This window comes from Acinetobacter sp. ANC 3929 (assembly GCF_000369405.1).
In the GTDB taxonomy this organism is placed as follows: domain Bacteria; phylum Pseudomonadota; class Gammaproteobacteria; order Pseudomonadales; family Moraxellaceae; genus Acinetobacter.
Genome location: NZ_KB850000.1, coordinates 802,733 through 825,068, shown reverse-complemented (window position 1 = coordinate 825,068; position 22,336 = coordinate 802,733). Strand labels below are relative to the sequence as shown.

The 22,336-nt window shown below is 36.4% G+C and carries 27 protein-coding genes; 16 read left to right on the top strand and 11 right to left on the bottom strand.

Translation table 11 applies throughout. The features are described from left to right. The first annotated feature begins 204 nt into the window (after nt 1-204). From F909_RS04510 to F909_RS04520, 3 genes are all read left to right on the top strand, one after another. Complete coding sequence (locus F909_RS04510) at nt 205-912, top strand: hypothetical protein (RefSeq protein ID WP_005153143.1); 708 nt, start codon at nt 205-207, stop codon at nt 910-912. Between the two features lie 255 nt (nt 913-1,167). Continuing rightward, nucleotides 1,168-1,443 (top strand): hypothetical protein, encoded by a 276-nt coding sequence (locus F909_RS04515; protein ID WP_005153141.1) that lies wholly within the window; start codon nt 1,168-1,170, stop codon nt 1,441-1,443. A gap of 65 nt (nt 1,444-1,508) precedes the next feature. Next, a complete protein-coding gene (locus F909_RS04520) occupies nt 1,509-2,063 on the top strand; it encodes a lysozyme (protein WP_005153138.1) in 555 nt (184 codons plus the stop codon). A 277-nt stretch (nt 2,064-2,340) separates the two neighbouring features. Here the strand turns inward: F909_RS04520 and F909_RS04525 are convergent, their stop codons facing one another. The 4 genes from F909_RS04525 to F909_RS04540 form a co-directional block, all read right to left on the bottom strand. Then, nucleotides 2,341-3,033, bottom strand: a complete 693-nt coding sequence (locus F909_RS04525) for a hypothetical protein (RefSeq protein ID WP_005153136.1) — start codon at nt 3,031-3,033, stop codon at nt 2,341-2,343. Beyond that, the gene (locus F909_RS04530) at nt 3,030-3,869 is read right to left on the bottom strand and encodes a PAAR domain-containing protein (RefSeq protein WP_005153130.1); all 840 of its coding nucleotides are present in this window, start codon (nt 3,867-3,869) and stop codon (nt 3,030-3,032) included. Before F909_RS04530 ends, F909_RS04525 begins: the two co-directional genes overlap by 4 nt. A 209-nt stretch (nt 3,870-4,078) precedes the next feature. Further along, nucleotides 4,079-4,909, bottom strand: a complete 831-nt coding sequence (locus F909_RS04535; protein WP_005153128.1) for a hypothetical protein — start codon at nt 4,907-4,909, stop codon at nt 4,079-4,081. Nucleotides 4,910-4,915: 6 nt separating this feature from the next. Further along, nucleotides 4,916-5,323, bottom strand: a complete 408-nt coding sequence (locus tag F909_RS04540; RefSeq protein ID WP_005153126.1) for a hypothetical protein — start codon at nt 5,321-5,323, stop codon at nt 4,916-4,918. A 159-nt stretch (nt 5,324-5,482) separates the two neighbouring features. Between F909_RS04540 and F909_RS04550 the strand changes: the two genes are divergently transcribed. Continuing rightward, nucleotides 5,483-6,648, top strand: a protein-coding gene (locus F909_RS04550) for an IS3-like element ISAba22 family transposase (RefSeq protein ID WP_085940844.1) whose coding sequence is annotated in 2 segments (ribosomal slippage) — nt 5,483-5,741 and nt 5,741-6,648 — 1,167 coding nt in all. Because the reading frame shifts where the segments join, the coding sequence is not laid out codon by codon here. Nucleotides 6,649-6,986: 338 nt separating this feature from the next. Here the strand turns inward: F909_RS04550 and F909_RS04555 are convergent. Next, nucleotides 6,987-7,235: a CPCC family cysteine-rich protein gene (locus F909_RS04555; protein WP_005153125.1), complete on the bottom strand. Its 249-nt coding sequence runs from the start codon at nt 7,233-7,235 to the stop codon at nt 6,987-6,989. Nucleotides 7,236-7,442: 207 nt separating this feature from the next. Between F909_RS04555 and F909_RS04560 the strand changes: the two genes are divergently transcribed. Further along, on the top strand, nt 7,443-8,144 hold the full coding sequence (locus tag F909_RS04560; RefSeq protein WP_004282341.1) for an IS1 family transposase: 702 nt from the start codon (nt 7,443-7,445) through the stop codon (nt 8,142-8,144). Between the two features lie 262 nt (nt 8,145-8,406). Here F909_RS04560 and F909_RS04565 read toward each other — a convergent pair. The 3 genes from F909_RS04565 to F909_RS04575 form a co-directional block, all read right to left on the bottom strand. Further along, a protein-coding gene (locus tag F909_RS04565; RefSeq protein WP_085940844.1) for an IS3-like element ISAba22 family transposase occupies nt 8,407-9,572 on the bottom strand; the annotation gives its coding sequence in 2 pieces (ribosomal slippage) (nt 8,407-9,314 and nt 9,314-9,572; 1,167 coding nt in all). Nucleotides 9,573-9,594: 22 nt separating this feature from the next. After that, nucleotides 9,595-9,981, bottom strand: a complete 387-nt coding sequence (locus tag F909_RS20535; protein WP_005153120.1) for a hypothetical protein — start codon at nt 9,979-9,981, stop codon at nt 9,595-9,597. A 9-nt stretch (nt 9,982-9,990) separates the two neighbouring features. Next, a complete protein-coding gene (locus F909_RS04575; RefSeq protein ID WP_005153114.1) occupies nt 9,991-10,212 on the bottom strand; it encodes an excalibur calcium-binding domain-containing protein in 222 nt (73 codons plus the stop codon). Between the two features lie 264 nt (nt 10,213-10,476). On the opposite strand from F909_RS04575, the gene F909_RS04580 reads away from it, so the two are divergent. Then, nucleotides 10,477-11,544, top strand: a complete 1,068-nt coding sequence (locus tag F909_RS04580) for a hypothetical protein (protein WP_005153112.1) — start codon at nt 10,477-10,479, stop codon at nt 11,542-11,544. Nucleotides 11,545-11,565: 21 nt separating this feature from the next. On the opposite strand, the gene F909_RS0120345 is transcribed toward F909_RS04580, so the two are convergent. Next, the gene (locus F909_RS0120345; RefSeq protein WP_050559996.1) at nt 11,566-12,420 is read right to left on the bottom strand and encodes a hypothetical protein; all 855 of its coding nucleotides are present in this window, start codon (nt 12,418-12,420) and stop codon (nt 11,566-11,568) included. A gap of 161 nt (nt 12,421-12,581) precedes the next feature. Between F909_RS0120345 and F909_RS04585 the strand changes: the two genes are divergently transcribed. After that, nucleotides 12,582-13,556 carry a DUF6387 family protein gene (locus tag F909_RS04585; protein ID WP_005153107.1) on the top strand — a complete coding sequence of 325 codons (975 nt, stop codon included), beginning with the start codon at nt 12,582-12,584 and terminating at the stop codon, nt 13,554-13,556. A gap of 112 nt (nt 13,557-13,668) precedes the next feature. Here F909_RS04585 and F909_RS04590 read toward each other — a convergent pair whose 3' ends face one another. Further along, nucleotides 13,669-13,950 carry an Arc family DNA-binding protein gene (locus tag F909_RS04590; RefSeq protein ID WP_005153103.1) on the bottom strand — a complete coding sequence of 94 codons (282 nt, stop codon included), beginning with the start codon at nt 13,948-13,950 and terminating at the stop codon, nt 13,669-13,671. A gap of 112 nt (nt 13,951-14,062) precedes the next feature. Between F909_RS04590 and F909_RS21065 the strand changes: the two genes are divergently transcribed. From F909_RS21065 to F909_RS04610, 5 genes are all read left to right on the top strand, one after another. Further along, nucleotides 14,063-14,218 (top strand): hypothetical protein, encoded by a 156-nt coding sequence (locus tag F909_RS21065; protein WP_005153100.1) that lies wholly within the window; start codon nt 14,063-14,065, stop codon nt 14,216-14,218. Beyond that, on the top strand, nt 14,215-14,943 hold the full coding sequence (locus F909_RS04595) for a phage antirepressor KilAC domain-containing protein (protein ID WP_005153096.1): 729 nt from the start codon (nt 14,215-14,217) through the stop codon (nt 14,941-14,943). The genes F909_RS21065 and F909_RS04595 overlap by 4 nt, the downstream gene beginning before the upstream one ends. A gap of 83 nt (nt 14,944-15,026) precedes the next feature. Next, nucleotides 15,027-15,326 (top strand): hypothetical protein, encoded by a 300-nt coding sequence (locus tag F909_RS04600; protein ID WP_005153092.1) that lies wholly within the window; start codon nt 15,027-15,029, stop codon nt 15,324-15,326. Between the two features lie 247 nt (nt 15,327-15,573). Further along, the gene (locus F909_RS04605) at nt 15,574-16,164 is read left to right on the top strand and encodes a uracil-DNA glycosylase family protein (RefSeq protein WP_005153091.1); all 591 of its coding nucleotides are present in this window, start codon (nt 15,574-15,576) and stop codon (nt 16,162-16,164) included. Between the two features lie 27 nt (nt 16,165-16,191). Beyond that, nucleotides 16,192-16,638 (top strand): DUF6334 family protein, encoded by a 447-nt coding sequence (locus F909_RS04610; RefSeq protein WP_005153090.1) that lies wholly within the window; start codon nt 16,192-16,194, stop codon nt 16,636-16,638. A 1-nt stretch (nt 16,639) separates the two neighbouring features. Here F909_RS04610 and F909_RS04615 read toward each other — a convergent pair whose 3' ends face one another. Continuing rightward, a complete protein-coding gene (locus F909_RS04615; RefSeq protein ID WP_005153086.1) occupies nt 16,640-18,163 on the bottom strand; it encodes a phospholipase D family protein in 1,524 nt (507 codons plus the stop codon). Nucleotides 18,164-18,442: 279 nt separating this feature from the next. Between F909_RS04615 and F909_RS04620 the strand changes: the two genes are divergently transcribed. The 4 genes from F909_RS04620 (at nt 18,443) to atzF (ending at nt 22,336) form a co-directional block, all read left to right on the top strand. After that, complete coding sequence (locus F909_RS04620) at nt 18,443-18,718, top strand: metal/formaldehyde-sensitive transcriptional repressor (protein WP_004653592.1); 276 nt, start codon at nt 18,443-18,445, stop codon at nt 18,716-18,718. Between the two features lie 20 nt (nt 18,719-18,738). After that, nucleotides 18,739-19,848: an S-(hydroxymethyl)glutathione dehydrogenase/class III alcohol dehydrogenase gene (locus tag F909_RS04625; RefSeq protein WP_032878207.1), complete on the top strand. Its 1,110-nt coding sequence runs from the start codon at nt 18,739-18,741 to the stop codon at nt 19,846-19,848. A 55-nt stretch (nt 19,849-19,903) separates the two neighbouring features. After that, nucleotides 19,904-20,260 (top strand): winged helix-turn-helix domain-containing protein, encoded by a 357-nt coding sequence (locus F909_RS04630; RefSeq protein WP_005153084.1) that lies wholly within the window; start codon nt 19,904-19,906, stop codon nt 20,258-20,260. Nucleotides 20,261-20,509: 249 nt separating this feature from the next. Further along, nucleotides 20,510-22,336: an allophanate hydrolase gene (gene atzF, locus F909_RS04635; RefSeq protein ID WP_005153083.1), complete on the top strand. Its 1,827-nt coding sequence runs from the start codon at nt 20,510-20,512 to the stop codon at nt 22,334-22,336.

The following is a 22,336-nucleotide window of genomic DNA, read 5'->3' as shown; positions in this document are numbered from 1 at the left end:
AGCCGCCTTCGGGCGGTTTTGTTCAAATCTAATTTTCTATCATATTTAATCTTAATATTTGATTCCCATGTTCTGTATTTCACAAAAATCTAATGTTAAAAATAAAGGAGTTATTCAAGTACTAAAGAATAGCTCTTAAGGGCAATTATTTGAATAAACTAAACTTTTAAAGCAACTAAAACATAATTTTAAAGGAGTTTGCTCATGGTAAACAACGCACTAGAAATGCTATTTGAAAATTTAACAGATACTAATATTCCAGAAGGTCATGTCGCACTTGTACGTATTCAAAATGACGTATCTTATGATCAGGTTATGACTAATCTTGAACAGGTAGATGTGCTGCCTGGATTTAGTGTAATTGGGGTTACCAGTATTCCTAACCCTGATACATCTGACTGGACACTAACCAACTGTACTTATGAGAATGGGGTATTGAGTTGGACAGAGGGGCAGCTTGATTTGGGAACTGAAAATTCCCCAGATCTGGCATATGGTTATCATGCTGGCATTACAGCAAATATTGGTGACAAGCTTGAAATGATTGTTCCTAATGTGATGTCTTTAACATCAGGGGTATTGAGTGGAGCACGCCTAGCAGATGTAAATGGTGTCGCAGCAGGCCAAGCCAATATTGGATTTAACTGTATCAATGATGGTTCAGGGAATCCAGGTTTGGGGTTAACTCTTCTTGGCACTTCATATCAAACCACGGACTTGCCTGTAAAATACACAATGACTTATGTATCAGCAACTGCTGTGGAGCATGTTATAACTTCAACTGATGGAACGATCGAGCTTTTCCGTGAAACACAAAGTATCCCCGCATTTGAGGGTACTGCATATTTTAACGTGATTGCTACTGTTAACGACGAAATTGAAATGTTTACGACAACTGTTTCAGTTAGCTAAGGCTTCTATCGTAATAGGTTTTATTGCTGGCTTGATGATCATAGCTCGCAGATTCTTCTTAGATAGTTCAGAACCAAAAAAAGAAAAATATTAGCTAAATTTAATAACCAATAAATAGCCGCCTTCGGGCGGTCTTCTTTTGTTCACAATTTTAAAATAAAGTTTCAAATCACATAAATATCAAAACTTTATTCGAGTTAAAACTTGTTATCTTCTAGGAATAATGAGAAGTATTTTACATTTTTGGGAGGGTGTATGACTGAATTTAATAATCAAACATATGAAAGTACAACGAACACATTAGTTGCTTGGACCGTAATTCTGCTTGGTTTTGTTGCAGGCATTGCATTTATCTTGCTTTTTGGTCAAGTCGAGGCAAGAAATGAAGACTTAGACATCGTTTATGAATGGTCTGGGAAAATTATTGCGATTGGGATAGGCATCATTACTAATGCATTGTTGTTTGGGTATTTATTGTTAAAAATTAGCAGTTTGTTGAAGTATCACGAAAGAAAGTTTGAGCGAAGTTAATACAAAATTCATAAACCAAAGCCGACCGTTAAGGGTCGGTTTTTTATTACCTAGAGGAAAGCAATATGGATCGTAAAGCCTTTTTTGATGCCGCCCGTGAGTTACTAGGCGGCAAAATTACCCAAAAGCAAGTTGATCAATTTAATGAACTTCTTGATGAGTTCCAGTCAGGTGGAATGAAAACCAGCCAAGTGGGTATCAACTTAATCACCAGTTTCGAAGATCTGGTACTTACAGCTTATGATGATGGTGTGGGTGTCTGGACCATTGGCTTTGGTACCACGGTGTATCCAAGTGGCGTTAAAGTGAAAAGAGGCGATAGCTGTACCAAAGCGCAAGCAGTGTCCTTTTTTCAACATGATTTGCGGCGTTTTGAGGCGGCAGTAAATCAAGCTGTCAAAGTAGTTATTAATCAAAATCAGTTTGATGCGCTGGCGAGCTTGGCTTACAACATTGGTGAAAAAGCTTTTAATGGATCTACATTGGTAAAACTACTGAATGCTGGCAATTATAAAGCTGCAGCTGATGAATTTCCGAAATGGAATAGAGGCGGTGGTAAAGTCATGAAAGGCTTGGTTCGTCGCCGTGCAGCAGAACGAGAGTTGTTCTTAAAAAAGTAATTTATCACTGCAGGCGCTCAGTGATTACATTGATCATAAGCGCCTGCATTCTTGTTCTTTTACCTGGTTGTACAGCACATACGATTAACAACAATATTCATGTCGGCATATGTGTAAAAGCCCTTTGATTTGCATTATGTGCCAACTAAAGTTTATGGCCAACTTATCTGCAGCTGAGATCATGGTTAATTGCCCATAACCTGAGTTATTGAAAAATATAAGACTCATTAAAAAATGCCAATTTTTACGATTGGCATTTTTTTACACTTTGGTAATCTTACTTCAATGATTCAGGTACATAGTCTGGTGAATCGGTGCCGTAAAATGATTCGATGTTAGAATCATATAAAGATTTATACTTATCTCTTAAAGATACATCTTTAGTTTCGCCTATGAAATTCTGTAATTTGGCTTTATAGTCAGCATGTCCTGCTTTATACATCTCAGTTAAATAAACAAATTCTACTTCTTTATACTGTAGGTCATTTTTGTTAACTGACTTGGTTAACTCTGTTTGTATAAGCTGTGCAGATGCTTCATGACATTGTTGAATTTTCACTTTGGATTCATTGAGCTTTTCTAACAGCGTGCACCTAAACATTGTTCTTTGCGGCAATGGTTTCTCCTGAATCTGTTGCTCATTTAACTCATAAGCTTCCTTATACATGCTTGATAGCATGTATATATTCATCAATGCCATTTCTCTTTGCTTTTTGGCTGTAACTTGTTTAATTTCAGGAATCAGGGGGACTAAGGTTTCCTTTATCTCCTGATCATCACCAGAGATCACGACTTCATTTGTAATAGATTCATACTTATCTAGAATCTTTTTATCACTCGTTGACAGCTCAGTTTTGACGCTTTGAGGGCTGTCTTGTACATTGGCTGTGTGCTCGTTTGATGCCTTACTGCAAGCAGTCACCCCTAATACAGAAATAAGTACAAAAGTACTGATTAAACTTCTATTCATGATTTACTTCTTGCTGCTGAATTTAGAATAAAGGAGAAGCGAGTATGGGGAGGGTTTGGTCGTACTGTGCCCCCATCAAATTTTGCGCTATAGCCCATAGTTAGAGTTGCTTCTATTGTTGACAGATCTGGTTTAGGAAGTGTTACCTTGCACTGACCTACAGGCTGCTGACCATTATCTGTAGACCACACGCCTTTTCCTTGCTCTAGGCGCGTTTTTCCTAAGCTTTGACTGTTATGTATAAGCTCAAGTGTTGCGTAAGGGAAAATTGTAGCATCGCGACTTAATGTCGGAGAGACCATAGAGACCGTAACAAAAAGCTCTTGACCTTTTACAATGTAGGTGAGGACGAATGTACATACACCTGAGACAGCTTGGCTAAGCGATCCCCAAAGGTTTTTCTTATCTTCATCATAAGGAAAGATGACGTTTTTGAATTTTACATACTTCGTTGTGTTTTGCTCGATGTAGTAGTTTTCGTACTCATCTTTAATAAAACTGTCTTTGGTTGACTGTTGTTGTGTCAACGGGGCTGATGATGCTTTAGCAGCAGAAGATGCTGATCCACCACCGTTGTCTTGAACAACTAGATTCTGTTTAGGTAGCAGCTTACAACCACAAGATAACGCATCATTAACTCTTGCAGCTGATTTACCAAAAATCTGCATGTAAGGATCACCGGTAATGATTGTAGCAACCGTCTTATGCTTTGGGCATGTAGCTTTGTCACCGACACAAGCGACTGGAACACCTTCAATCTGAAACATGCTGTTGCCTGAAATAACTTGTCCGCCGCCAGTAGTGGGGCAGCCGACCACAATATAAGGTGTCGCCATAACACTATTACCCTCTATTTAATTTTTGTGAGGGGATGATAGCAGTGCATATACAGAACATACTGTTTAGTTTTTTTAATAGTTGTGCAGCAAAAGTGGATGCATGGATTGAAATAAGGAAAGCCCTCTGATTAGGGCTTTCCCTATACATATAAACATCTCAAATTATAGATTTTATATAATTAAAGTGCCTATAAAGTTAGTAACCATTATCGAGCTGTGGTAATAGAGTCAAGAATTTTTTCTACCTGTTGTCGATTAAAGTTTTCAGTAGACATGGAGTAGTACCTGTTATTGTGGTTGAAATGAACGTTATATAGTTCTTTGCCATTTTCTGACTTTAATGTTTCGATGGTCATTGGAACATTATTGACATTATAATTTAAACTTTCTTCAAACACCTCAATAATTGAGCTATTGTCTGGGTTCAAATACATTTCAGTAATTTCAAACTTTCTGCCATCCTGACTCTCATACAGGCGATAGAGGGAGTTATATTTTCCATCATTAATAGCCCCTGAATACCATTTTCCAGTTAATTCCATATTTTTAACTAGCAGATCAGTATTCGTGGGTTTAAAGTCTAAAGGCTTGTCCTCCTTCAGGGCTGCTCGTTTTTTATCTAAATGAGAGAATTCATTTGTAACTTTCCCCCCACTAAAGCTGCCGTAACGATTTAAATTGTCAAAATCCTTAGCAAGTGCTTCTTTTTGGACCTTACTTAATTTTGATTCGCTTAATTTCGTATACATTACTCCGTCGGGATATTTTTCACGTAATGATTTCAAATCTGAATCAAAAGCTAAAATTGAAGATCCATCAGAAGAACTACCCTCAATTTTACTTTTGGATATAGCCTTTTCATTGCTTAATTCCTCAAAATTTGATGCTAAAGGTTTTTCTGAAATGCTTGTTTCCGCCGACTCATTATTCCCAAGTCGTTTTGTTTCTGTGACGCTTTGAGATTTCAAAAAAAGAGCAATGCATATAATTACGAAAATTATTAATCCAAGAGTTATAGTGATTTTTTGTTTATTCATAATAATCTACAAGAATTGTCCAATTTTTCCGTTACAGTCTTTTGCAGAAGAATATTGTGAAACAGCACGCCCACTATCTAAAGTTTCGTAATGAGTCCCTGAAACATTCCAAAATCTTGTATCTGCTGTGGGATCTACGAAACCTGCGCGTACACGGTAGCCACTAGGATTACTCGAGTTATCAGTGCGAGTATTTCCGTTCGTTGCTTTTTGATCTGTTTTCGCATACATGTTTTTATGTTGGCCAGTTAAAGCATCATAAGATATCGATTCGTTATACCAGCCATAGCCAAAACCAGGAACAAAGAATTTACAGTTAGCTCGGCTAAATGCTTCCGCAGGAACTGTCGCAGAAAAAACAGAGCTTGCAGAAAAAACTAAACAAGTTGTAAAAAGAATTTTTTTTAAAGTCATTTATTTATACCTTATATTTTACCAAATGGTATATATCTTATACTAAAAAAATATTTTTATTTCATCTTATATGTTTATATAAAATGTAAACACTGATGTGTGCTGAAAAAACAGGAGGTTTTAACTTGGTAAACTAAACACACTCATCAGGAGTTTACCATGAGCAAGAAACACAAGACTTACACCACAGAATTTAAAGCTGAAGCCATCAAATTAATTGAAGCCAATCAAGGCAATGTCTCGGAAACAGCTAGACAACTTAGCATTTCAATGCAAACTCTTTCAAATTGGAATACCAAAGCAAAGGCTGGAACTTTAGCAGGTACAAAACAGTATTCACCTGATCTAAACGCTCTACTCGAAGAAAATAAAAAACTCAAACAACAGCTCAAAATAGCTGAAATGGAACGTGAATTTTTAAAAAAGGCAGCAGCGTACTTTGCCAAAGAAAGTCAGTAAGGTACGCCTATATGAAACAAAAAAGATATTCTTTTCCAATTACCTTAATGGCTCGATTACTTCATGTTTCAGTTTCATGTTTTTATGATTGGCTCAAGAGAGGCGTGAGCAAAAGAACGATTCAACGAAATCAACAGACGATATTGGTGAAAATAGCCCATGAGGAGACAAGGCAGAGCTATGGTTATATTCGATTAACCAAATACTTACAAGCTCAGGGTATAAAAATGAGTATGTACGCTGTACGTCAGATAAAAGCGCTGAACCACCTGTATTGTAAGCGACACAAGCGTTTTAAAAGGACTACGAATAGTGACCATAATCGAGCGATCTATGAAAACCTGCTGGAGCAACAATTCTCAATGACTAGACCAAATCAAGCATGGTCAAGTGATATTACGTACATATGGACTGTTGAAGGATGGCTGTATTTAGCAGCGGTAAAAGACCTTTACACGAAGCAAGTGGTTGGCTATAGCTTAAATGAGCGCATGACAACACAGCTTGTTTGTAATGCGCTAAATATGGCTATTCACAATCAAAAACCAACCAAAGAACTGATTGTGCATTCAGACAGAGGAAGTCAATATTGCAGCCATGAATATCGAAATATACTTGAGCAATATGGTTTTCAAGGTTCAATGAGCAAGCGCGGAGACTGTTACGATAATGCACCGATTGAAAGCTTTTGGGGAATATTGAAAAATGAGTTAGTTCATCATTACAACTATCAAACTAGAGAAGAAGCCAAAGCAGATATTATAAAATACATTGAGTTATTTTATAATCATCGAAGAATTCAAAAGGGTTTGGGTTTTAAGACACCAAATCAAATGGCCGAAGACTTTTATAAGTTGGCTGCCTAGAATCTCCCAAGGGAAAGTCTCCTGATAATTCAGCGTATATCACACTATGAATTTTAAAATTGTTCGATAGATAAATATATGAAAAATAAAAGATCATATAAGTTAAGATTTATAATAATTATATTTCTCTCAAAAAATTACCTCTAAATAACTTTCTTGATTGTTGGGAATAACTTTTATTGAGGGTCTATTCTCTTTTTTAAATTAATGCTTTAGTCAGTAATTCATCCCATCTAAAGGGATTTTTGCTTAATTTATTCTGCTCATTGACCAGTTCCGATTAGGAGCAAAGCAGGGGCCAATTCCTATTTCCTTTCCAAATCTCTGATAAACACAATCTAATTCTTCGGAATATCATAATCCTTGGGCTTTCTCACATCCTTAACAAATCGTTTTTCCATTGCCCCATACTTTTTAAAGTTTTCACGAGCTTGGTTTAACGAAGGTATGTTTGCACCACCACACCAATCATGGTCTTCTGCTTGTACAGGATCATCCTCCCAGAAGCATACAGAGCAGATAATATAATCGCCGTTTGATGGTTCGTCTCTGGTTAAGTAGCCACAGCATAAACATGGATAGAGCATTTTATTTCTCCAGTAGTTCCTATCAGCTCTTTTTCTCGAGCTTTTCAGCAAAATTAGAACTCAAATACACAACATTTTTCGGCTCAACTAAAGAGACATTTTTCTCTTCATCTATCACAGCACAAAGAGTAGAGCCACATAAAATACGGGTGGTGTTTCAAAAAGTATGCTGAAAAAAAGCAGGTTGGATTTTGATAAAATAGAGAAATGCGAATAACTCTAGAAATCAAGTGTCCAGCCTGCCTAAGTGACAGTATAAAGAAAAATGGCACAAAAGTAGATGGTAAGCAAAATTACCAATGTAAAATATGCAGACGTCAATTTATTGGTGATCATGCTCTCAGTTATCAAGGCTGTCACTCAGGTATCAAAACCAAAATATTACACCTCATGGTGCGAGGCAGTGGTGTCAGGGATATAGCAGAAATTGAAAGAGTAAGTATCGGTAAAGTTCTACGGACACTTAGCCAATCAAAATATCAACTTCGAGCACAGCAAAGTCATTATGAAACCCTTGAAGTAGATGAGTTTTGGACTTTTGTTGGTCATAAGCAAAATAAACAATGGCTAATTTATGCCTATCATCGAGAAACAGGTGAAATTGTTGCTTATGTATGGGGTAACCGAGATTTAGCCACTGCAAAACGACTTAAATTAAAATTGAAGCAGTTAGGTGTAAGCTATACATGTATATCAAGTGACCATTGGGATAGCTTTGTTACGACCTTTAAAGAATGCAAACAGTTGATTGGTAAATTTTTCACTGTGGGTATAGAAGGCAATAATTGTCGATTACGGCATCGAATCAGGCGAGGCTTTAGGAGAAGCTGCAACTTCTCCAAAAAGCTTGAAAATCATTTCAAAGCCTTTGATTTAGTGTTCTTTTATATCAATAATGGATTCGTTTAATGCCAGCATACTTTTTGAAACACCACCAAAATACGATATTGTTTTAGGTCTGTATCTGCACCAGTTATTCTTACTAAGGGCTGTATTTTCATATCAGTAAGTATTGTTTGGCCAATTGCTTTGCCTTTTTGTTCAATATGGCTAAGAGAAAAAAGCGCCCCAACAAATAGTGTATAAATTATGAGTGTTGTCAAAGTAAAAACTGAATAATTTCTATCTCTGATATACGCTGAATTATCAGGAGACTTTCCCTTGGGAGATTCTAGGCAGCCAACTTATAAAAGTCTTCGGCCATTTGATTTGGTGTCTTAAAACCCAAACCCTTTTGAATTCTTCGATGATTATAAAATAACTCAATGTATTTTATAATATCTGCTTTGGCTTCTTCTCTAGTTTGATAGTTGTAATGATGAACTAACTCATTTTTCAATATTCCCCAAAAGCTTTCAATCGGTGCATTATCGTAACAGTCTCCGCGCTTGCTCATTGAACCTTGAAAACCATATTGCTCAAGTATATTTCGATATTCATGGCTGCAATATTGACTTCCTCTGTCTGAATGCACAATCAGTTCTTTGGTTGGTTTTTGATTGTGAATAGCCATATTTAGCGCATTACAAACAAGCTGTGTTGTCATGCGCTCATTTAAGCTATAGCCAACCACTTGCTTCGTGTAAAGGTCTTTTACCGCTGCTAAATACAGCCATCCTTCAACAGTCCATATGTACGTAATATCACTTGACCATGCTTGATTTGGTCTAGTCATTGAGAATTGTTGCTCCAGCAGGTTTTCATAGATCGCTCGATTATGGTCACTATTCGTAGTCCTTTTAAAACGCTTGTGTCGCTTACAATACAGGTGGTTCAGCGCTTTTATCTGACGTACAGCGTACATACTCATTTTTATACCCTGAGCTTGTAAGTATTTGGTTAATCGAATATAACCATAGCTCTGCCTTGTCTCCTCATGGGCTATTTTCACCAATATCGTCTGTTGATTTCGTTGAATCGTTCTTTTGCTCACGCCTCTCTTGAGCCAATCATAAAAACATGAAACTGAAACATGAAGTAATCGAGCCATTAAGGTAATTGGAAAAGAATATCTTTTTTGTTTCATATAGGCGTACCTTACTGACTTTCTTTGGCAAAGTACGCTGCTGCCTTTTTTAAAAATTCACGTTCCATTTCAGCTATTTTGAGCTGTTGTTTGAGTTTTTTATTTTCTTCGAGTAGAGCGTTTAGATCAGGTGAATACTGTTTTGTACCTGCTAAAGTTCCAGCCTTTGCTTTGGTATTCCAATTTGAAAGAGTTTGCATTGAAATGCTAAGTTGTCTAGCTGTTTCCGAGACATTGCCTTGATTGGCTTCAATTAATTTGATGGCTTCAGCTTTAAATTCTGTGGTGTAAGTCTTGTGTTTCTTGCTCATGGTAAACTCCTGATGAGTGTGTTTAGTTTACCAAGTTAAAACCTCCTGTTTTTTCAGCACACATCACTCTTTCATCAGTCAGACTTATGTTATGTGGTTTAACTTCATGTGGAAGTCTAAAATTAATTTTACTTCTCAAAAAACTAACGATTTTTTGATCTAATTCTGCTGTAACAAAAACATATCTTGAGACATAGAAAAGGGTAGTGATAATAAAAAAGTATATTAAAGGTGCTTGTCCTTTTATGAACCCCCAGTAAATTTTATCTTGGATACTAAAATTCAATGCAACAGGATCAACATAAAATGGCTGTAGTAACCCCCCTAAGTATGCTTGTCCCAAAGCAAATAAGAAAATAGCTGTTAAAGTAACAATGATTGCTGTATCCAATGAAAAATTAAACTTCATGTGCTTTCCTTATTTTTTGTTCTTCGGGCAATTTTTGCCATTTCCACCCGGCAAGCAATCACATGCTTTACCATCTCCATCGCGGTCTAAGCTTTTCCAGCCAGTTTGCCCAGATTTCTTTCGCTGTTCATACCAAGCTTGCGCTTCTTTTTGAGTTCCAAAGTCAGCACATTTCTTTGCATAGCTTTGCAATGAAAGCAGCCCCATTAGAATAAAAATTATATATTTCATAAATTTGTTTTGAGTATAAGTTTAAATAGATTGTAACAGTGGCTTATAAAGTACTGCAAATCACAAAGGTTAAAAGAAGTTTTTAATTTAGTGTCATTTTTTTCTATTAGTTGACAAATTAGGAGAATAGTCCGAAATTTTGGTTGACAAATCATCGTATTAGTCCTAAAAGGTGAAAAGAGTTAATATTGCTGCTAAGTTATTAGTACTCAAAGAAGATTAAATTCCTTCTATAAACTTACAAGCTAAGAGTTATAAAATAATATGAAAAGACAAAATAGAAAATTTGAGAAGTTTGATGCATTTGAGCTTTTTTCTGCTTATACAAGTAAATATTCAATTAATATTCAGGATAAAGATTCACTAAAAATTTTTTTGAAAGAAATAAGAAAAAGTATAGAGGGCTCACAAAAAACACCTATAACAATACATGGTAAAAGAATTGAAATGCTTTTTGCTTATGTTGCTGGTGCTTTAGGTTCAGTAAAGCTTGTTAAGCAAGAAGATGCTGGAAATTTGTTTACAGCAAATTCAGAGATAGAAATGCCTGATTATCGAATTATACTTAATGATAATGAGCAAATATTAGTTGAAGTGAAAAGTTTTAATAATCAAGACTTACATAAAAAATTTGAATTGCAGAAAAAATATTTTAACAAACTAAAAAATTATGCCGATGTTATGAATGTAAAACTTTACATTTCAGTTTATTTTAGGCTCTTTAATCATTGGGTTTTATTACCAATCGAAGCATTTAACGATGAAGATACCAAATATACAATAGATTTTACTCAAGCAATGGCACGATCAGAAATGTATAAAATTGGAGATTGTATGCTGGCTACAACTCCAGATATAGAAATTAGAATTCTTACTGATGAAGAAAATGCTCATCAATTACCCAGTGATAATAGTAATAAGGTTCTTTTTTTACCTAAAAAGACAGAAATTTTTTGCAATGGAAAGATGCTAAATACCGAACTTGAGAGTCAATTAGCCTTTTATTTTATGCGATATTCCTCTTGGCGTGAGAGTGTTCATGATTTAATCATTAAGAATAATAAAGTATACGGTGTTCGATTTGTCTATACAAGTGAAAAACATGATGGGCAGCTTTTTGCAAACTTAGGGTGGAGAAGTTCTATGATATCCGAATTTTTTAAAACATTAACAATTAAAGATGATAAAGTGATTGCCACAGAATCTTTTTTAAATCCATCAGAGTTCAGCGTTCAGATCCCTGATGATTATGCCGAAAATTATAATGACTTACCTTTGTGGATTTTTATTCAAGAACCAAATTATGAGCCACTGAAGAAAGTGAAAATATAATAAAAGTATTAATTCTAAAGTTTAATAAGGTTTTGATTTATTACTGAAAATACTAATATTAGGGAAGAGATCATCTTCAATTGCTTTTAACGATCGAGATTTTTTAAATCTTTCTAAATCTTTTTCTATAGTTTCAAGCATATGCTTATTTTGACTCTCTGAAATCTTGTCAGTTATATTCTCTTTTATAAATTTTAATCTATTGTCTAGGTAGTAATACATGTCAATAGGTAATACATATTCTTTTGGAATAATATTTCCTTGTTTTAATGCGACTCGACTAGATCTAGATTTTGCAATTTCATTGTGGTTTACATTTGAAATTACAATGAAATTTGGTAATTTTGTATAAATTAAAATTCCATTTTTTGTACTAATTATATCTGTGTCTATGGCTCTGGTGAAATATGAGTTTACATTTGAATGCTTTTTATGCAGAGGAGAGTCTCCGCCTCCTTCTAATGGGATAATATGTTGTTCATATTGATATAAATTATCAGACTTATTTAAAAGGAATAATTGCAATTGCATTTTTGCTTTTTCAAGTTCGGCGTTTTTAACTTTATTCAAATGTTCAGTTATATAAACTAATACTCTCCATGATACTGAAGCACAAAATCTACTTAATTGATCGTTATATGAATAATTGTAAGAGAAATTATCTCTATTCATGTAGGGGTGAAATATTTTTTCAGCAAAATATGTTTCATGATCTGAAAAAATATCTTCACATTTTTTACACAGTAGTTTTATTGTAAATATGTCCTGACGCCTTAAATTGGGTTTGTCTATCGATCTAAGATAACCAGTAGCAGAAGTTTTTTTGATCCACTTTCCAATGAATTTAGGGATAATATGGCTGTCTTGGAGTTTCACTATACTGTTGCAGAGTCTACATGAGTTCATTTTATGTTTACGAAATATTATTAGGTTAAATATTACATAAAACAATACAGCACCTTACCTCTAAATTCTACCCCATAACACCCCCAAGTTGAGGTATATTTAGGATGAAATAAGTTAGAGATTTATGTTTAATGAAAAAGATCATTAGGACTACAAAAGAGTTACCGAGTGAGTTTGATCTTGATAGATATAAAAATATAGATAGGTTAAACCCTTTTGAGTGGTTGCGTTTGATACAAAATAGACAGTTTTTCTTTACTTTTACCTGTTACGCTTTAGAGTCAAATAATACTAACAGACTCAATGCAATTAAAAATGATATTTTGAAATGGTTCGAAGAGCCATTCGAAATCTATGATCCTACTGGAGGATTTAATTATGAAGATGATATAGAAAAGTGCATTGCACATAATAAAAAAGAAATGACTGTAAGAGATATGAGCCTTCAAGATTTTTTTATAATGCAAAATGAATATGATAAAGCAAATTGTTTTTTTGAAATTGATGGGAATTCAGGATCATTAGAACTAAATAATATTAATTTTATGGATTATTGCAATGAATACTATAAAAAAACCTATAATATTAGTGAAACATTTGGAAGTGATATTTTGAATCAGATATACAGAGGCTACTACTATCCAGTAATGATAAATCCTTACTCTAATAAGGATCAATTAGTTAATGATATTCTCGTTTATGTTGAAAATCTAAGGGAAAAGTTAAACATTAACCCTGATAAGTATATAAAAGTAGATAATCAAACATTACAAAAATGGGCAAGTTATAATCTATTGGCATTAATGGATTTACAAATTTGGGCAAAGGTAAATAATTTTAAGATCACCAATACTGTTTTATGTGTAAGTGCATTTCCTACTGGGGTGTATGGGGAAAGTAACTTAGCAAAAAGTATACAGCCGATAATTAATGATTTTTTTGATTTCGATGGGAACTCCAAGTTCGAAATTGCACTAAGTAGATTTGTTGCTCATGAAATTTGGAAAGATACTGACAAATACTTTCCGGAAAATATTTTTAATAATTCCGAATGGAAAGAATTTGCAAACAAATTTGTTGAACGCTGGTTACCTAAAAAAGACTAATAAATTCCTATCAACTGGATTCCTTTAAATAGTTAAAAAACAAACTCATACTAGCCTCATTCAAACGACGAGGCTTTTTTATGAAGATATTTACTCGAAAGTCCCCCATGACTTACTTTTTAGAATTTTTTGCAAGTTCTTCCCCCCGTTTAATTTCCTCAACAGTAAGAGCTAGACCGCGAGAGTTTAACTTATTAAAAATAAAGTATATAAGCTCATCTGCTGATAAATCCTCAAGTTTTTTATTGCTTAGGTCAAAGCTCTTTTCAAGCCGATCAACAATTTCAGCATTCATTGAACGATTGTTTTCTTTTGCAGTATCAACAAGTTTTTCCCTAAATTCAGGGCTGACACGTACTTTTAAAGTCACAACTTTATTGTCATCTTCATTCATAGAGAAAGGCTTAGAAAAAAGAATTTATAGTAACCCCATTTTGGGGCTTGACCAATAACCCCAAAATGGGTACATTGAATTAACACCCCAAAATGGGGTCGTTGGAGAGAGTATGAAACCTAAAGAATTCATCTATGTCAAAGTCCGCTTGGAAATTGATTCTCACAAACAGCTTAAGGCTAAAGGTGAGTCTGACGAGCGATCTATGAATTATCTGATTAATAAAGCGGTCAAATTATTGATCATTCAAGAAGGAGCTAAAACATGAATGCGATTGTTCCATCATTACACGTAAAATCCATGAATCATATTGAGATTGCTGAACTTGTTAATAAGCGATCTGATAACGTAAAACGGACTATTGAAACTCTTGTTGATAAAGGTGTAATTCGGCTTCCTCAAATTGAGGACATCGATAAAATCAACAACTTAGGGTTAAATATTAAAGTTAAGACTTACATTTTCACTGGTGAGCAAGGTAAACGAGACAGCATCATTGTCGTCGCTCAACTTTGTCCAGAGTTTACCGCTCGCTTAGTAGATCGTTGGCAGGAGCTAGAAGCTCAAGTTGCTAAACCAGTTGATCCAATGAAACTACTAGCAGACCCACATGCTTTGCGAAATGCCTTACTTACGTATTCAGAAAAAGTAATTGAACTAGAGCAGCAAGTAGAAGTGATGCAGCCAACTGTTAAGGCCTTTGATCGTATTGCTAAAGCGGATGGGAGCTTTTGCCTGCGTGACACAGCAAATAACTTACAAATGCGCCAAAGTGATCTAATCAAATGGCTCCAGTTAAATGGTTGGATTTACAAACGTCCCGGCAATGTCGCATGGCATGGTTATAGCGATAAGCTACAGGCAGGTTATCTGGAACATAAAACCGAAGTGATTACTCGCCCTGATGGCTCAGAAAAGATCACAGAGCAGGTGAGAGTGACACCAAAGGGATTGACCAAGCTTTCAAAGCTATTAGGAAACCACAATGCATAATTCAGGCAATAAAAAAGCCCTTGATAATTTCTTGGCGGAAAACAAAGGGCTTAGTGTTGTCATCGCATGGAGCAATAAACTACATGAACAGTATGACCCAGTTAGTTGCTGAAAATCAAGTCTATGACGCAAGTGACGTTGCAGAAGGCTTTGCATTAGCATATGAGCAAGTTGCCGATATTGCTGCAATGTTGGATGCTATCCAGTACAAGCAAGAGCGAACCATTGAATATCTGGCCAAGGTCTACAACGTACCTGAATCCGTATTTAAAGAAATGATTAGGCTTTTTCGAATCACTGAAAGCATGATTCAAGATTCCATGACTTTCAGTAAAGAGCAGGAGGACTCCTATAAAAGCTTAGATGAAGAGAAGGCTTCTTAACTTATTGACCTCAACTCAAACCGCTTCTTTAAGCGGTTTTTTATGTTTTTAGAGCAGATTTTCACTCAATCTATCGCTGTCAGATAGGCAAACTCAAAGCTCACTGAAAAAAATGATATTGCGAATATTTTGTGAAAATTTTGTGAAGGTGAAATTTTCACCAACAAAAGACCCAAGCAAAAAACAGGAATATTCTATAAAATAAATGAAATTTTTCGTTCAATTTAAAATTTGGCTCTTTGTATAAATGACTGATATAGAAATAGAAACACATCCATTACAACCATTTTTACCTGCGACTGCTAAGCTATTGATGCTCGGTAGTTTTCCGCCGCCACAAACTCGCTGGAAGATGGATTTTTACTATCCGAATTATCAAAATGATATGTGGCGAATCTTCGGTCTGATTTTCTTTAAAGATAAAGAACATTTTTTAGATTTGGCCAATAAAAACTTCAAAGAACAGCATATCCGTGAGTTTTTAACTCAAATAGGCATTGGTATCTTTGATACGGCCTATCAAGTGAAGCGCTTACAAGGCAATGCATCAGATAAATTTTTAGAGATTGTCACACCGACAGATTTATCAAAATTACTTGAGCAGATTCCGTTGTGCCACACCATTATGACCACAGGAGATAAAGCAACAGATACGCTGATGCAGCATTTCCCTGATCACATCGCCAAGCCAATGATTGGTCAATCTGTACAGGTCAATTATGCTGATCGGGTGCTGAATTTATATCGCTTACCATCATCATCCCGTGCCTATCCGTTAGCACTGGAAAAGAAAGCAGAAGTCTATCAACAATTTTTTGAGCAAATTGGCTTGGTATAGTTATATAAAACGATAAGAGGTGTAAAGATGATTCGAAGTAATATTTTTGAGAGTATAAAGGACGAAAGAGGCGTCAGAAGAATTGATAATATTTATTTATATAAAGATGAAAATATCACAGAGAATTCATTTTCTATAGAACAATTAATGATTGAAATTGACTATAAGTTTTGGGTGTTTCAAGTAAATCGTGAATTTGATGAAATTGAATTAATCCTTAAAACTCAATTAGAGATAAATTTTGATGAATATGAAGAGTTTAATAGCCTTTCTAATTTAAAAGGCTTAGAAATAGGAACATTATTTGCCATTATCAATGATAGGGGTTACACCGATGGAGTTAAATTAAAATTATTTAGTGGAAAACTGACCGATGAAAATCACTCGTTTCATGCAACACTAACTTTGATTGCTTTAGCTTCTGGTTTGCAGTATGAATTAAGTTCGACAGGAATTGATACCTATTTAATTTAATCTACATCATCCATTCAATAGGAAGATAGGACACAAGTTTCATAGTGAATCGCTGAAACTTGGTACTTTCAGGATCACGGTGATGCTCCACAATCTCACCGTTTTCTTTATGTTCATACCACACAATATTGCCTTTTTCATCAAGTTTGAGTTTATACGCAACTTGAAGTAAACGCTGATCAAGCATGGCCGTAATTTGATCCTGCAATTGATCCGATTCCACCACTAGGCCGACTTCTGTATTTAAGTGTGCAGAGCGAGGGTCGAAATTGAATGAGCCGATAAATACTTTGCCATCCATGTCGAAGAATTTGGCATGTAAGCTTGAACGGTTTTTACCTTTGGCAGGAATGACACTACCTGTTGCGATTTCATACCAAAAACGTTTTTTTCTTTCAATATTTGGTTTGAATTCATAAAGTTGTACGCCATTTTGCAAGAGTGGTTTACGGTATAGACTATAAAATGAATGAACCACAGCGACATCATTGGCAACTAGGCTATTGGTTAGAACCCGAACTTTGACACCATCTTTAGATAATTTACTGAGATAGTCCGTCCCTTGTTGCGTTGGCACAAAATAAGCAGAAACCAGTTCCATATGTTTCTCTGGTTTACCCTTGAGCCGCATCACTTGCCAGAATAAAAGATCTTCTTGTTTGGCTTGTCCCAATACTTTAGTTGGTGGATCAGCGACAAAATGTGCTTTTGCCCATTGGATCGGGTAGTTCTGTAAGCGTAATTTTAAATAATCCTGTGCTGTTTCAAGTTTTTCTTCTGTTGGCGTATCAATTTTGTCTATGGCTTTAAAAGTCTGTCTTAAGCTTTCAAGTTGTTGAGGTTGACCCGTTCCAATCAATTGCTCAGTTGAGTAACTCAGATCGCTATTCCAAAATTCATTAAAGACTTGTTCCGCGTGATCCACCGCTTTGCCATAAAATACAATATCCATATCGCTAAACTGGAATTGATCACTTGCTTCAAAATATTCACTGCTGATGTTTCTGCCACCCGTGACGGCAATTGATGCATCTGCGATGGTCAGTTTATTATGCATGCGATGATTAATCTGTTTTAATCTAAACACATAGTCAATCACCCTCAAATGCCGAAATTTATAGGGATTAAAAATACGAATTTCAAAATTGGGATGCTGAGAGAGGGCTTTTAAGGTTTTATCAAGTTGTACGCCATTTTGATCGTCAATCAATAAACGGATTTTCACGCCACGATCAGCGGCTTTTAACAACTCGTTCAGCATCATGTTGCCAATCGCATCGTCATTCCAAATATAATATTGCAAATCAAGCTGATGTTTGGCATTTCGAATTAAATGAGTGCGCGATGCAATACTTAAAAAGGCATCGTCTAAAGCTAAGAAGGCAGTTAGACCATTTTCAATATTGAGATCGGCTTGTGGATCATTCATCCACTTTGTTTTAGTTTGCAAGGAATTACTCCGATCATGATTTTGATTGGGCGGCAAAGCGCAGCCACTTATTCCTAATATAATAACAACGGTCATTATCTTGAAATGGTATGAATTATTTATCATTTTATTGGTCAAGCGTGAATCCAACAGTAATTTATAGGTGATTGATTTTCTTATATATCCAAATGATTTTTCTTTCCAAGGGTTAAATGTAATTGTAAATATAATCAAATAGTTACAACGCTTATTATCCTTTTTTCCATATAAGTAAGTCTGAGTGAATGTAACATTATCATGTGAGGATCAATAAAGATTGAGCTAAATTAATATACTGGTGTATAGTATATTTTTAGATTTAATGTGGTCGACATTATGCCTAAGCAATTAGAGGATAAAAAAAAGATTCTCACGCGTGTAAGGCGAATTCAAGGTCAAGTCCAGAGTGTTGAACGTGCTTTGGAAAATGACACAGAATGCGCTGATATCTTGCAGCAAATTTGTGCCGTTCGCGGTGCATTAAATGGTTTGATGACTGAACTACTCGAAATTCATTTAAAAGATACTTTAGTTGTCGGTGAATCTTCTGAGTTGCAACGCAGTCAAGAGCTTATTCAAGTCAGTAAAATTCTTAAATCTTATTTAAAGTAAAATTCAGGAGTGTCATTGTGATTAAATCTCGTGCAGCCGTCGCTTTTGCCGCAGGTGAACCATTACAAATCGTAGAACTTGATGTCGAGCCACCTAAAGCAGGTGAAGTCCTCATTAAAATTACGCATACAGGGGTATGCCATACCGATGCTTTTACACTATCGGGTGATGATCCTGAAGGTGTTTTTCCAGCAGTACTAGGCCATGAAGGTGCTGGGGTTGTGGTACAGGTGGGTGAAGGTGTCACCAGTGTTGCAGTAGGTGACCATGTGATTCCACTCTATACTGCTGAATGCAAAGAATGTCTATTCTGTAAATCAGGTAAGACCAATCTCTGTGTTGCCGTGCGTGCTACTCAAGGTAAAGGCGTGATGCCAGATGGCACCACTCGTTTTTCTTATAACGGCCAACCGATTTATCACTATATGGGATGTTCAACTTTTAGTGAATATACGGTGGTTGCTGAAGTGTCATTGGCCAAAATCAATCCAGAAGCCAATCATGAACAAGTCTGCTTATTGGGTTGTGGCGTGACCACAGGTATTGGGGCTGTTCATAACACTGCTAAAGTGCAGGAAGGTGATAGTGTTGCTGTATTTGGCTTAGGTGGTATTGGTCTTGCCGTGGTACAAGGTGCACGTCAGGCCAAAGCTGGACGAATTATCGTGGTCGATACCAATCCTGATAAATTTGAGTTGGCAAAACAGTTTGGTGCAACAGATTTCCTCAATCCAAAAGATTATGAACAGCCAATTCAACAAGTGATCGTAGAGATGACGGGTTGGGGTGTTGATCATTCTTTTGAATGTATCGGCAATACCAATGTCATGCGTTCTGCACTTGAATGTGCACACCGTGGTTGGGGACAATCGGTGATTATTGGCGTTGCAGGTGCAGGTCAGGAAATCTCAACGCGTCCATTCCAGTTGGTGACAGGACGCAAATGGATGGGAACTGCTTTTGGTGGAGTAAAAGGCCGTTCACAACTGCCTAAAATGGTTGAAGATGCAATGAATGGTGAGATTCAACTTGAGCCATTTGTAACGCATACGATGCCTTTGGACGATATTAATGACGCCTTTGATTTGATGCATGAAGGCAAGTCAATTCGTACTGTGATTCATTTCTAAATTTCAATGATAAGATTTGATGGTGTGATACATCATCAAATCTTGGTAATCCGAAATGTCAAAGCCGCGTTTAAAATTACAACTTCGTATCTTGTCTGATGAACAGATTGCCTTTGGCCCAGGCAAAGCAGAATTACTCGAGGCCATTCAACGTACAGGCTCAATTTCTCAAGCAGCCAAATCCATGGATATGAGTTATCGACGTGCTTGGCAGCTGGTCGATACCATGAATCAATGCTTTCATTCTCAACTTGTTGAAACCCAAACTGGAGGAACGCATGGTGGTGGTGCAATCGTGACAGAATTGGGGCAAGTCATCTTAAGAAAATTTAGAACTATGGAACAACAGGCGATTCAGTCAGTTGCTGCCGAATTTGAAGGTATAGCTAACCACATGAAAGTAAATAAATAATTTTATAACAAGAAACAATTTACCAAGAACTGCCCCACATTTGCACTCATCTTTTTTTCCTCATTAAAAATCTGCTGATTTATAGCGCATATCCATTCGTACAAAATTTTTTAGCACCACAACTAAACCATTCTCCTGAGACTATATTTCGTTAAATAGACTAAGTTATTAATTTATTTAATTAAAATATTATTGGCACACTTTCTGCATTTACCTATTCAAACTTGTATACAAGATGGGATTCATAAAGTGAGCGAACTAAAAACTTTAGGCTGGACAATTTCTGAATGGCAAACGGCGTATTTAAAGCAAAACATTCAACTCGATATTTTAAAAGAATTAATTATTGCACTTGATCCGAAGGATGTTGCCTGGATATCTCTTGCCAGCATCGACTTACTGGAACAGCAAATTCAAGCATTAAAGCAATTAACCCAAGATAGCGACAATCTGCAAAAGCAATTTCCGCTTTATGGTGTTCCGTTTGCTGTTAAAGACAATATTGATGTTGCTGGCTTTGTCACTTCTGCTGGCTGCAAGGCTTTAACAACGATTGCAGAACAAGATGCCGAAACAGTACGTTTGCTTAAACAAGCAGGTGCAATTGTGATTGGCAAAACTAACCTTGACCAATTTGCAACAGGCTTGGTCGGGACACGTTCACCCTTTGGTGCAGTACCCAATAGCTTTAAACCTGAATATGTCAGTGGTGGTTCAAGTTCCGGTTCTGCTAGTGTTGTCGCAAGAGGCTTGGTTCCATTCTCTCTAGGTACAGATACCGCTGGATCAGGGCGTGTGCCAGCCGCATTCAATAATATTGTGGGTTTAAAACCTACCAAAGGCCGCTTTTCAAATCGAGGGTTATTACCCGCAGTTAAAAGCATTGATTGTATTTCTATCTTTGCACTGACTGTTGCCGATGCAGAGTTGGTCGCCAATCAAATTGAAGCATTTGATGCACTGGATGGTTATTCACGCCAGCATCCCCAAAATGTACCTGCGCGATTCTCGAGTAAATTAAAATTTGCCATTCCGAAACAATTAAATTTCTTTGGCGATGTACAAGCTGAGAAAGCCTTCCAACAAACTATTCAATTACTTGAAAGTCTAAATGCAGAAATTACAGCAATTGATTTTTCGGCCTTTGAGCAACTTGCAGCACAGTTATATCAAGGACCTTGGGTTGCGGAGCGTACAGCAGCAGTGGCTGATTTACTGAAAAGCAATGCCGAGGATTTTGATCCAACCGTTTTACAGATCGTACAGCAAGGCGAAAAATATTCTGCGGTAGATGCCTACAATGCCGAATATTTGAGACTGGATTTGGCTCGGAAAATCCAAGAAAGTCTGGCTGAATTTGATGCATTGATTGTTCCAACTGCACCAACGATTTATACCATTGAGCAGATTCAACAATATCCGATTGAATATAACGCTCGCTTTGGCATTTATACCAACTTTACCAATCTTGCCGATTTAAGCGCACTGGCATTACCAGCAGGCTTTAGAGCAGATAATTTACCTTTCGGTATCAGCTTAATTGCACCCGCGTGGCATGATGCCGCTTTAGCCCATTTTGGTAAGGCTTGGCAAAACTATTTGGCACTTAAATTGGGTGCTTTAGACAAGACCTTAACTTCAAACGCACCAACTTTGGTGTCTCCTCATCATATCCGTGTGGCTGTGGTGGGTGCACATTTGACAGGTATGCCGCTCAATTTTCAGCTCACGACACGGGGGGCGGTACATGTTGAAACGACTAAAACCTCTAAAGATTACTCACTTTATGCCCTAAACGGCACTGTGCCGCCTAAGCCAGGCTTAGCCCGCCAACAAGACGGTCAAAGCATCATTGTTGAGCTTTGGGATGTGCCAACAGCGCGATTCGGAGAGTTTGTCGCAGAAATTCCAACACCACTAGGCATGGGCAATGTCGAACTTGAAGATGGTCGTTGGGTCAAAGGTTTTATTTGTGAACCCTATGGTTTAGATGATGCAGAGAATATTAGCCATTTTGGTGGATGGAGAGCCTATATCCAGCATCGTAACAGTCAAGCGGCAAACACAGCGAATTAA